Source organism: Serratia sp. (in: enterobacteria), assembly GCF_046715635.1.
Classification (GTDB): domain Bacteria; phylum Pseudomonadota; class Gammaproteobacteria; order Enterobacterales; family Enterobacteriaceae; genus Chania.
The window spans coordinates 1-11610 of record NZ_JBKJYW010000507.1 but is presented as its reverse complement, the minus strand read 5'-3'; the positions used below and the strand labels follow the sequence as shown (position 1 = coordinate 11610).

The 11610-nt window shown below is 53.7% G+C and carries 12 protein-coding genes; 5 read left to right on the top strand and 7 right to left on the bottom strand.

Annotated elements, in window-relative coordinates:
- Positions 1–91 precede the first annotated feature (91 nt).
- Positions 92–610 (top strand): outer membrane protein OmpX, encoded by a 519-nt coding sequence (ompX, locus tag ACLQ7H_RS26350; protein WP_411755221.1) that lies wholly within the window; start codon positions 92–94, stop codon positions 608–610.
- A gap of 109 nt (positions 611–719) precedes the next feature.
- Here ompX and ACLQ7H_RS26345 read toward each other — a convergent pair whose 3' ends face one another.
- Positions 720–1712, bottom strand: a complete 993-nt coding sequence (locus tag ACLQ7H_RS26345; protein ID WP_411755220.1) for a nitrilase family protein — start codon at positions 1710–1712, stop codon at positions 720–722.
- A 93-nt stretch (positions 1713–1805) separates the two neighbouring features.
- On the opposite strand from ACLQ7H_RS26345, the gene ACLQ7H_RS26340 reads away from it, so the two are divergent.
- Entirely contained in the window at positions 1806–2681 is an 876-nt protein-coding gene (locus tag ACLQ7H_RS26340; RefSeq protein ID WP_411755219.1) for a LysR substrate-binding domain-containing protein, read from the top strand.
- On the opposite strand, the gene ACLQ7H_RS26335 is transcribed toward ACLQ7H_RS26340, so the two are convergent.
- The 6 genes from ACLQ7H_RS26335 to ltnD form a co-directional block, all read right to left on the bottom strand.
- Positions 2664–3194 (bottom strand): GNAT family N-acetyltransferase, encoded by a 531-nt coding sequence (locus ACLQ7H_RS26335; RefSeq protein ID WP_411755218.1) that lies wholly within the window; start codon positions 3192–3194, stop codon positions 2664–2666. The genes ACLQ7H_RS26340 and ACLQ7H_RS26335 overlap by 18 nt on opposite strands.
- A gap of 98 nt (positions 3195–3292) precedes the next feature.
- Positions 3293–4663: a GntP family transporter gene (locus ACLQ7H_RS26330; RefSeq protein ID WP_166734556.1), complete on the bottom strand. Its 1371-nt coding sequence runs from the start codon at positions 4661–4663 to the stop codon at positions 3293–3295.
- Between the two features lie 111 nt (positions 4664–4774).
- A complete protein-coding gene (locus tag ACLQ7H_RS26325) occupies positions 4775–5551 on the bottom strand; it encodes an HPr family phosphocarrier protein (RefSeq protein WP_411755217.1) in 777 nt (258 codons plus the stop codon).
- Between the two features lie 3 nt (positions 5552–5554).
- Positions 5555–6187 (bottom strand): 3-oxo-tetronate 4-phosphate decarboxylase, encoded by a 633-nt coding sequence (gene otnC, locus ACLQ7H_RS26320; protein ID WP_411755222.1) that lies wholly within the window; start codon positions 6185–6187, stop codon positions 5555–5557.
- Positions 6188–6189: 2 nt separating this feature from the next.
- Positions 6190–7452 carry a 3-oxo-tetronate kinase gene (otnK, locus tag ACLQ7H_RS26315; RefSeq protein ID WP_411755216.1) on the bottom strand — a complete coding sequence of 421 codons (1263 nt, stop codon included), beginning with the start codon at positions 7450–7452 and terminating at the stop codon, positions 6190–6192.
- Positions 7452–8366: an L-threonate dehydrogenase gene (gene ltnD / locus ACLQ7H_RS26310; protein WP_411755215.1), complete on the bottom strand. Its 915-nt coding sequence runs from the start codon at positions 8364–8366 to the stop codon at positions 7452–7454. Before ltnD ends, otnK begins: the two co-directional genes overlap by 1 nt.
- Positions 8367–8627: 261 nt before the next feature.
- Between ltnD and ygbI the strand changes: the two genes are divergently transcribed.
- The 3 genes from ygbI to ACLQ7H_RS26295 all read left to right on the top strand — a co-directional run.
- The gene (gene ygbI, locus ACLQ7H_RS26305; protein WP_411755214.1) at positions 8628–9392 is read left to right on the top strand and encodes a DNA-binding transcriptional repressor YgbI; all 765 of its coding nucleotides are present in this window, start codon (positions 8628–8630) and stop codon (positions 9390–9392) included.
- A gap of 543 nt (positions 9393–9935) precedes the next feature.
- Entirely contained in the window at positions 9936–10724 is a 789-nt protein-coding gene (locus ACLQ7H_RS26300; protein ID WP_411755213.1) for a winged helix-turn-helix domain-containing protein, read from the top strand.
- A 678-nt stretch (positions 10725–11402) separates the two neighbouring features.
- Positions 11403–11610: common pilus major fimbrillin subunit EcpA (locus tag ACLQ7H_RS26295; RefSeq protein WP_411755212.1), on the top strand; the 208-nt coding region annotated here is incomplete at its 3' end.

The following is an 11610-nucleotide window of genomic DNA, read 5'->3' as shown; positions in this document are numbered from 1 at the left end:
TTTAAAGGCAGAGTTTCACGCTAATTTTTGCTATATTTTCAATGTATGAGAAATTGAAGCACTTTAATAATAAAACGCGTTTGAGGTGGTTATGAAAAAAATTGCATGTCTTTCCGCAGTAGCAGCTTGTGTATTGGCCGTAACAGCAGGTACCGCATTTGCTGGTGAGAGCACCGTATCCGCTGGCTATGCCCAGGGCGATCTCCAAGGCGTTGCCAACAAGGCCGGTGGTTTCAACCTGAAGTACCGTTACGAGTATGACAACAATCCACTGGGTGTGATCGGTTCTTTCACCCACCTGGAAAAGAACAACTCTGAAGACGGCTTCTACAACAAAGCACAATACAACTCCATCACTGCCGGTCCTGCATATCGTTTCAACGATTGGGCAAGCATCTACGGTGTGATCGGTGTGGGCTATGGTAAATTCACGTCCAACGCTCAAGACGGTTCTGACCACAACAACACCAGCGACTACGGTTTCAGCTACGGTGCTGGTCTGCAGTTCAACCCAATGCAGCAGGTTGCTCTGGACGTGGGTTACGAGCAGAGCCGTATCCGCAGCGTTGACGTTGGCACCTGGAACGTGGGTGTAGGTTACCGCTTCTAAGATTTCCCCACGCTTTCGGGCGTGAGCGTGTGGCCTCGTTGGCCATGCCCAATGAAAATCCGCCTTTTAGGGGCGGATTTTTTTTGCCGCTAAAACAGCGAGCGAGTAATTATTGCTTGGGCTTACCGGTGATTGCGGTTGGCTGTAGAGAGAAACGGGCGGTTCGGGGATCGCGCTCATATCCCTGTGGCTCAGTAAGTAACCCATAAAGCTCTGGCCGACGGCCGTGGATCCAACGCCGTCCGCTGCTCATGGGGATTAAACTCAGATCCAGATCGGCGGTGACCAACGCGTCCTGCGCGACCCAGGTTTCTGACAGAATACGGCCATAAGGGTCCAGCAGCATTGCATTGCCGGTGCGCACCTCATTATCGTCTCGCCCCACGCCGTTGCTGAACAAAATAAACAGGCCATTATCATGGGCACGGGAAGGCAACCAGCGTAACAGCCAGCCTCGGCCACTTTCACCGCGAAACGCCTCTTCGATCGCCGCTGGATTTTCTTTGCGTTGCTGCCATAGCGTCAGCGGTATCGGCTTCATGCCGTGCGGGCTGCGCGAATGTGTTCCCCCGGTCTGATGAGGGGCGAACAGGATATCGGCACCCAGCAGTGTGGTGGCGCGTGCGTTTTCCACCAGGTTATTGTCCCAGCAGATCAGGATCCCCATGCGTACGCCCCAAGGCGTATCAAATACGGTAAAGTTATCGCCTTTGGCAATCAACGGATGCTCAAAAGGGTGGAGCTTGCGATGCACATGGGTTTGGCCGTCTGGCAGGCAAACTGCATAAGAGTTGTACAGCCGGCCGTCTTCGCCCAGCTCAATCAACCCCACGCCGATAGCCATCCGGTACCGTTCTGCCAGCGGGCGGATGCGCGCCAGTGAAGGGCTGGTGGCGATAGGCTCAGCCAGCGCGGTAATTTCGCTGTCGGCCAGATGGCGTACGTGCCAGTAGCCGGTAATGCACATTTCCGGGAAGGCGAGAACCTGCACGTTGTCAGCGGCGGCCTGAGCGATAAAGTCTTCCATAACGCCAAGATTGTAGTTCTTGTCATTGGCGCGGTGTTGAAATTGTACCGATGCAGCACGAAGTGTCGTGGTCATAGCAAGCTCCTATGGGGTTGTTGTGCGCTAATTACAACAGCCTCATCGATTACTGTATAATCAATTAAAATCCTCTTTTGATAACCTAGTGGAATGGATAATCGTCAATTACGCGCCTTCATCGCGTTGGCTGAACTGGGGCGCTATCACTTGGCTGCCGAGCGGCTGTGCATCACCCAGCCTGCGTTGAGCAAGCAAATTCAAGCCATCGAGCTGCAACTGGGCACCCGCCTGTTCGAACGGGGCCGACAAGGGGCACAACTGACGGCCAACGGTGCAGCGTTGTTCCCCAAAGCGCGGGAGTTATTGACTCAGCACGAGCAGTTTCATCTGTATGCATTGCAGGTGGTGAAGGGGGAGACCGGGCGTCTGGCCTTAGGCTTTGGGCTTTCAAGCTTTCATCTGGCGCCGCAACTGGTGGCGGCATTTCGCCAGCGCTTTCCGGCGGTAGTGGTTAGTCTGGAGGATCTTCCTTCGGAACGGCAATGTCAGCTGTTGCTAAGCGGCGATTTACAGGCCGGATTTGTGCGCCTGCCCGTTCCTGCTCCCTTGCAGGCGCAGCCTTTGCTGAACGATCGGTTGGTGCTGGCTGCGCCGCGAACAATGGCGTTGCAAGCGGAGAACCTGCTGGCGGATTTCCAACATTTCCCTCTGTTGCAGTTGGAGCCTTCACGGGGACGCGGCTTGAGTGAGCAGGCGCTGCGTTTTATTGCCGCTCAGGGGCTGAGAGCCAATGTGGTACAGCAGGCGGAGGATATCCAAACCTTGTTGGCGCTGGTGGCGGCGGGGATAGGCGTGGCGCTGTTGCCGCAAAGCATTGTATATATAGCTCCGGCAGGGATCGATATTCTGCCGTTAAGCGGCGAACAGACACAGTGGCAGGTTGGGCTGGCGTGGAACCCGCAGCGGCCTGATGCGCTACGGGATAATTTTATCCAGGGTATCTTGAACTCAGAGCGGTCGGTATAACACCACCGTTGGCAACTGGTGGTATTCGCTGCGATGGCTGGCCACAAAGCCGACTTTTTTCGCCAGGCCAAGCGAAGGGCGGTTATCCGGCGAGATGATACAAACGACTTTGTCCTGTGAGAAATTCTCTTTGGCCCAGACCAGCGCGGCATTCAAGGCTTCGGTGGCATAGCCTTTACCGTGTGCAGCCGTGATCAGCGTCCAGCCCATTTCGGGGACGTCGAGCGCGGGTTTAATATCACGGTGAAAATCGGCGAAGCCAATCCCGCCAATATACCTGCCGCTGTTTTTCTCCCGCACCGCCCAGTAGCCGTAACCCAGCAATTTCCAGTGGCCGATATAGCGTAACAGGCGGCCCCAGCTATCCTCCTTGTCGCGTGGCGTGCTGCCGATATAGCGCACCACCGCAGGATCGGCCCACATGGCGGCCAAATCGTCAAAATCTTCCAGCCGGTGGGCGTCCAGGATCAGACGTTCGGTGATCAAGGTGGGGGCAACGGTGTGAGTGGTCATGGCTTCCTTCCTGAACAAGGGAAAGGCGCTGCCGGAGCAACGCCTCAAGATACTCACCACTGTAGCCGAACTGCTTTGGCTCTAGCAATACCGGGAAGTTACACTACCAGCCACAGCAGCCAGGTAAAGGCGAAGCCACTTAAACCGAGCAGGGTGGTTAATACCGTCCAGGTTTTCAGGCCATCAGCGACTGACAGGCCAAGGTATTTGGTGACAATCCAGAAGCCGGAGTCGTTAACGTGCGATAAGCCCAGGCCGCCAAAACAGGTCGCGAGCGTGACCAACACCAACTGCATCGGGTTAAGCCCGATAACCGCTTCGGACAGCAACCCGCCTGTCGTCAGAATGGCAACGGTAGCCGACCCCTGTGAGGCACGCAGTGCCAGCGAGATGATAAATGCAGCTGGGATCAACGGTAGGCCAATGGTGGTCAGCACATCTGCCAGCGCTTTACCCACGCCAGACTCGACCAGCACTTTGCCAAACACCCCGCCCGCACCGGTAACCAAGATCACCACTGCTGCTGTAGGTAATGCACCAGCCATGATGTCGCTGGTGTGTTGCAGGGTCCAGCCGCGGCGGATCGCCAGAAAATAAAACGCTAACCCCAGGGCAATCATCAGCGCTACCGCTGGAGAGCCGATTAACGAGAGCGGATCGCGCAATGCTGCGCCAGGTTCCAGCAAGGTGGCAGAAACGGTACCCAGCATGATAATGGCGATAGGAATAGCGATCAGTGCAGCAACCAACCCGGCACTTGGTGGGTTGATCCGATCGCTGAGCGGCGCTTTGTCTTCCGGCGCCGGTTCTGGCGCTGCGAGCTGTAGCTGCTCCAGAACCTCAATGGAAAGCTGATAGTTCTGGCGGTTAAGGTATTTACTCGCAAAGTAGCCAATAACACCGACCGGGATACAGATGAGCAGGCCGATAATGGTCAGCCAACCGATATCGGCGTTCAGCAACCCTGCGGCCGCTACCGGGCCTGGGTGTGGTGGCAACGCGACGTGCACGGCCAGCATCACCCCGGCCACCGGCAAGCCAAACTTGATCGGTGAAACTTTAGCCACCTTGGCAAAACCGTAGATGATCGGTGCCAGGATAATAAAGCCAACGTCAAAGAATACCGGGATACCCAGGATAAACGCGGCAATCGTTAGGGCGGCGATGGTGTGTTTAGGCCCCATGATTTTGCTGAAGCGTTGTGCCAGAGATTCGGCACCGCCCGAGTGTTCGATCATACTGCCCAGCATGGCACCCAGACCGATGATGATTGTCACCGAACCGAGCACGCCGCCCATCCCGGCAGTCATCACTTTCATGACTTCACCAGTGGGAATTCCGCTGGCAAGCGCGACCAGCAGGCTGACTACCAACAGGGCGACAAACGGCTGAATTTTCGCCTTGATCACCATCAGCAGGAGCACCACCACACCTAATACGGCAATAAGCAGGAGCATTGAAGTCGACATAGCATAGCCTTTAATTCAGGTAAGAGTCCGGCACCGCGATCGCCCTTGGGCGATACGGGTGCGTTTATTTTTTATGTTATTGAAACTGGTGTTGGCGCTATAATTTATTGATTATAAGTAAGGTTTAACCCAATCCAGACCCGCCGTCGTTTCCCCACGTGGCTTATATTCACAGCCGATCCAGCCTTGATAACCCACCTTGTCCAACTGGGCGAAGAGCCAAGGATAATTCAGTTCACCGTCATCGGGTTCATTACGATCTGGTACTGAAGCGATCTGGATATGAGCATAGCGCCCGGCCAGTGAGGCGATCAGATTGCTGATATTGCCGTCCACCAACTGCGCATGGAAGAAGTCGAATTGAATAAACACATTCGGGCGATCGATGGTGGCCACCAGCTCCTCCGCCTGATGCTGGCTGGAGAACAGGTAGTTGGGTTTGATCGGCGGGCTGAGCGCTTCGATCAACACTTTGATGCCATGCGGTGCAAAGGTATCGGCGGCGTAACGGATATTGCTGATAAAGGTTTCCCGATAGCGGGTAATATCCTCCCCCGGTGGTACTACGCCTGCCATCACGTGGACGTTAGGGCACTTGAGGGCGATAGCGTATTCCAGAGCGCGATCGATATCCGCACGGGCATCCTGCTCGCGGCCCGGTAATGCCGCCAGCCCCCATTCACCCGCACCCACATCACCCGGCGCGGTATTGAACAGCACCTGCTGCAAGCCGTTTTGTTGCAGTTTCTCTGACAGAAGATCGGCAGGGTAATCATAAGGGAACAGGAACTCTACCGCTTTAAACCCGGCCGCCGCAGCGGCGTCAAAACGATCCAGAAACGAGTGCTCGGTAAACATCATCGATAAATTGGCAGCAAATTTTGGCATGGTTCAGCTCCGTAACTCGGCAATTTCATCATCGGTTAAATAGCGAATTGGGCGGTTGCCGAGGGTGAAAATCAGCTTGGCCGCATCTTCCATTTCTTCGGTATTGTTCGCGGCTTCCCGCAGGCTATCGCCGGTGACCACGGGGCCGTGGTTCGCTAACAGGAAAGCCTTGTAGCTTGGGGCCAGCTTGCCCAAATCTTCCGCCAGCCGCAGATCGCCGGGGCGGTAGTAAGGCACCACCGGCACCTGGCCGACGCGCATCACCACATAAGGGGTGAACGGCTTGATGGCGTTTGCCGTATCCAGCCCTTGCAGGCAGGAAAGCGCGGTCAGGTAGGTGCAATGCAGATGCACTACTGCCTTGCACGCCGGGTTGCTCTGGTACAGCGCGCGGTGAAAGCTGATCTCTTTCGAGGGCTTGTCGCCGGAGATCCATTCACCGCTCAGGCTGACTTTCGACAGTTTGTCTGCCTGCAACTCCCCGAGGCAAGAGCCAGTGGGGGTGGCCAGCAGGGTACCGTCTGGCAACAACAGCGAAAGGTTGCCTGCTGAACCGGTAGCATAGCCGCGCTGGAAGAATGAAGCTCCCAGGCGCACCATTTCTTCTCTTGCCAGCCGTTCAGTGTCAGCGGTCATCGTCATACTTGAAACTCCGTTTGTGCTCTGGCGAAAAAGTTTTCATCGCCGAAATTGCCCGATTTAAGGGCCAGTGATACGGGTTGTTCAATTGCGCGTACCCAAGGCACGCCTGGAGAAATACATGGGCCGATATGGAAGCCACGGATCCCCAAAGCCTGGGTGATCACGCCAGAGGTTTCGCCACCGGCAACGATAAAGCGGCTGAAACCCTTTTGTTGCAATCGGTTAACCACTTCGGCAAACAGGGCTTCTACCGCCTGGCTGGCGGCCTCGGTGCCGTATTGTTGCTGGGTCTGTTGCAATTGTTCTGGCTCGGCGGTGGCGTACAGCAACGGGGCCAGTGGCTGTGCGGTCTGTTGTTCAACCCAGGCGCTTAACTCGGCGGCGTAGGCGCTGCGATCGCCCGCGTTGATACAGCGCGAGACATCAATACTCTGTGCCGGAGCCTGTTGGCGGTAGCGTGCAACTTGCTTATTGGTCATGGTGGAGCAGGAGCCGGAAAGTACCACGGCTTTCTCCCCCTGTGGCGCTCCGGCGGATTGGGCTTTTGCCTGGCCCGGCTGCGCCCATTGACGGGCAATGCCGATCGCCAGTCCTGAACCTCCGGTGACCAACTTCATGGTTTTCAGCGCTTCGCCCTGGGTCAGCAGATGCTGTTCGTTCAAGGTATCCAATACCGCGTAACGCACGCCAAGCTGCGCCAACTGTTGCAGTTTTTCCTGCACCGCACCGGCTCCGCGATCCATCTCTGCCGCATTAACCAGCCCGCAACGCCCGCTGGCCTGGGCCTCCATCAGCCGCATCAGATTACTGTCGGTCATTGGCGTCACCGGATGGTTGCGCATACCGGATTCCGACAGCAACTGGTCCATCACGAACAGGTAACCTTGATACACCGTGCGGCCATTCACCGGCAGCGCTGGGGAAATCACCGTTTGCTGTTCGCCAAGCGCGTCAAGCAAAGCATCGGTAACCGGCCCGATATTGCCCTGGGCAGTGCTGTCGAAGGTGGAACAATATTTAAAATAGAATTGGCGGCAGCCCTGGCGCTGTAACCAGGCTAAAGCCTGCAACGACTGCTCGACCGCCTGGTCGACCGGGCAAGAGCGCGATTTCAAGCTGATCACCACCGCCTGCGAGTCGACAGGGGCATCATCCTGCGGCACGCCATTGAGCTGGACCGTAGGCAAACCGTTTTCCACCAGGAAACTGGCGATATCGGTGGCCCCGGTAAAGTCGTCTGCGATCACTCCGAGTAACATTATGAATTCTCCTTATTCTTGGGCAGTTCGATCCCGGCGAAGATCTTGATCACTGCGCTGTCATCTTCCTTGCCGAAACCTGCGTTGCTGGCTGAAGTGAACATATTGAATGCCGTGGACGCCAATGGCAGCGGGAAGTGCAGCGCTTTGGCGGTATCGGCCACCAGCCCAAGATCCTTGACGAAGATATCTACCGCAGATTTTGGCGAGTAGTCGCCATCGACCACGTGGCGCATACGGTTCTCAAACATCCAGGAATTGCCTGCGGCGTTGGTGACCACATCGTACATCACGTCCAGCGGGATACCGGCGCGTGCGGCCAGCGCCATCGCTTCGGCACCGGCGGCAATGTGCACGCCTGCCAACAACTGATGGATGATCTTGACCGTCGCCCCCAGGCCGATCTCGTCGCCGATGCGGTACACTTTCCCGGCCACGGCATCCAGCACCGGTTGCAGTTGAGCAAAGGTGCTCTCACTGCCTGAGGCCATCACGGTCATTTGGCCCGCGGCCGCCTTGGCTGCGCCGCCGGAAACCGGGGCATCCAGCATCGGCAGGTTATACGCCAACAGTTTTTGTTCGATCTCTTTGGCATCCGCAGCCGCAATGGTGGAGGACACCATCACCGGCGTATTCGGTTTCAACTGTGCCGCCAGACCGTTATCCCCGAACAGGATCTGTTTTACCTGGTTGGCGTTAACCACCAACAGCAGCACCGCATCCAGCGCGGCCGCAAAGTCTGCTGCGCTGGTGGCGGCCTGTTTGGCACCGGCTTGCTGTAGCGCCGTCAATGCCTGGGGGTTGAGATCGACGCCATAGGTGGTCAGCCCGGCATTGATGCAGGAGGTTGCCGCGCCCATGCCCATTGAACCCAAACCGACGATACAAACTGCATAGTTTCCTGGTTGTGCCATGATGCACCTCTGTTAATTTTAGTGATTATTTGTTTTGATGTGTTAAATGTAAGCGTTATTGATGCGGATATCGGTGATCGTCTTCACAATTATTAACAATGAAATGGACGGTCGAAAAAACGGTTACTCTTGCTAACATAATGCTTTTAAATGTTTTTTATGATTATGACCGGCTTCACAGCCTGAAAAGCTTTGCTACCGTCGTACGAAAATTGACGTAAAATCACAATTATTATCATCGTAGTCTGAGAGGGGGGAACCGTGATACCTGTTGAACGCCACCAACAAATTTTGGCGCTGGTGTCCGAGCGCGGCGCAGTCAGCATAGCTGAACTGACCGAAAGGTTGGGGGTCTCGCATATGACCATCCGGCGCGATCTGCAAAAATTGGAAGAGCAGGGCAGCGTACTCTCTGTCTCCGGCGGCGTGCAGTCTGCCGAGCGCGTGGCGATTGAACCTTCGCATCAGGATAAGGAAGGGATGTTCAGCCAGCAGAAAGCCGCTATTGGGCAACTGGCCGCGCGGCAGATCCCGGCCAACAGCTGCATCTATCTGGACGCAGGCACCACCACGTTAGCCCTGGCTCGCCAGCTCGGCGAGCGTGACGATATCACCGTGGTGACCAACGATTTTGTTATCGCCGCCTATCTGCTCGAACATAGCCAGTGCAAGCTGATCCACACCGGCGGTACGGTATGCCGGGAAAACCGTTCCTGCGTGGGGGCCGCTGCGGCTCAGGCTTTGCGTAATCTGTTTATCGATCTGGCGTTTATCTCTGCTTCTTCATGGAGTATGCGGGGGTTGTCTACCCCGAATGAAGATAAGGTCGTGGTGAAAAACGCCATCGTTGAAGCCAGTCGCCGCCGCATTTTGCTGAGTGATACTTCCAAATATGGCAAGGTGGCCACCTATCTGGCACTTCCGATTGCGGTATTTGATGTGATCATCACCGACAATAATCTGCCAGATGCGGCGCGTGAGGCAATTATGCAAGCGAATATTACGCTGCTTACTGCGGCAGAGTGACCTTAATCCCCCCCTAACCTGATAGCCATTGTTATGGGTATTGCTGCCTATGATCGTGGCTTTAATCACTTTGCAAAATCAGCGTCATGTTAAGGCGGTTTTCTGGCCGCGTGACAGGTTAAAACCATTGATTTAAATGATAAAGACTATCAACGCTAGTCGAAAATGCCTGCTTTGCCCGTCATGTAACATCTTAGTGAGGGTTAAATCTGCGATATTTTTACATTAAAACAGGCCGTCGCGAGGGCTTTGGTGATATTTTTCGCTTAAAATTATCTTTTGTCGAGATAAAAATCTAACCTTGTGAAATTTAAAGAATCAATATATCAATAATCAGCGTGTTTCGATAATCTTTGTTTTGGTCATGAGAAAATTCTTATTCCAGGGAGGAGGAAAAATGCCACAGTTAATGACAATTACCCGCGGTCTATTTACTAGCGATAAAAACGTTCACGAAGGCCTTTTTTTTAATCATTAATTAAATGGTTTTATTAACGATTAATACCTGGTTTGTCTGCTTTTATAGTGAAAGTCGTGAATATAATGAAATATAGATTTAATGACCGTATTATTTTCGATGTCGATACCGGAACGCTGAGCCTGAGCGATCTGTTTGACGATACTGTTACCATCTCCAATCCAGCCAAGCGCCTGCTACAGTTACTGATTGTCCACCAGGGCGATGCCGTGAGCCGTGAAGTGATCTTCAAAAAGGTGTGGGATGATTACGGGATGATTTCCAGTAACAATAATCTTAACCAGTGCGTGAGCAAGTTACGCCGGGTGATCAAGGCGCTGGGAATTGATGAGGAGGTGATCGTCACGGTTCCCAAGGTGGGTTTTATGCTGCACAGTGAAATCCAGGTCGTGTCTTATAAGGATGAAAAGGATGCGCCGATCTTTGAGGCCGAACCGACTGCATCAACCGCTAAACCTATACCCGCGGTGGTAGGCAAAATGTTCCCCCGTGCTTCTTTTCGCTATGGTTGGGGGATGGTGGGTTTTGTGTGTGTGGTGTTGGCAAGCATTGCGTTCTATCTTCTCAATCCAAGCATCCGGCAAGAGAGCTATCTGGGCAAATCAGGTAACTGTGCGGTATTTATGTCGAGCTCTACGATGCGGGCAGATCCGGCATTCAGTGATGATGTGTTGGCGCAGGTGGCCAGGCAGAAAATCCAATGTCAACCGGATGAATACCTGTTGCTGATGCGTGGCAATCAGGTGAAGTCGTATATTTCCGGCATCTCACGGCTATTTTTTCTCCGCTGCAAGATTTTGCGTGAGCATAAGATTGAAGTTTGCTCGGGTCTGGAAAGCGAATCCTCCCTTTAATGGCCTGATGCCGATTGGCTGGCGGGATAAACTCCCGACAGCCGGGGCATCGTAAGCCACCGCATTAACGTAATCCTCCTTTAAGTACGCTCGTAGCAATGATTTATCCCCCCTGATTATCCAACTGGCTCACATTCAACCGGCACGCAATATATGCCGTATAAGGGCTGTGCGCCCGTTTAGCTGTTGCTGACACACTTCAACCGACTCGCAATGTATTTCGTAGGGGCGCTGCATGCTGCGCCCGTCTAACCTTGATGGTTTTTTACACGACTTTAAAACCGATCATGACCTGTGAACGCATTGTATGGTCTGATTTTTTCACCTGAAAGGTAGCTGAATAACGCGGGTCATAACGCGGTGACTATTCGATCTTATTAATCTAGGATAATTCTGCTGTCATGTTTATATGATTGGTTGATTTGTCCTTAATGTGGTGTGAAAAACATTAATATCAGAATTTAAATCTAAATATTTCACATTTAGTAGTTAATGATTATATTTAGCCTTTTTTTGGTTAAGATTTTTCCCACCAGGTAGGACGAGAGGAACACTCACGTTGCGTATCAACACTTGGCGTTATCCCGCTAGCAACTGGCAATACCAGAGTGAGTGGAGATGACAAAGCTAGACACATTTAACGGACAAATAGAAATCTATAACTTAGGGAGTTTTACCATGAAAAAAATCACACTTGCTCTGGCAATCGTTTCAGCATTCGCAGTAGTGGGCACCGTTCAGGCCGCAGAGGTTACTGCGCAAGCCTTGGCTACCTGGTCAGCCACTGCCAAGAAAGATACCACCAGCAAGTTGGTTGTGACGCCAATCGGCAGCCTGTCTTTCCAATATGCTGAAGGCATCAAAGGCTTCAACAGCCAGAAAGGTC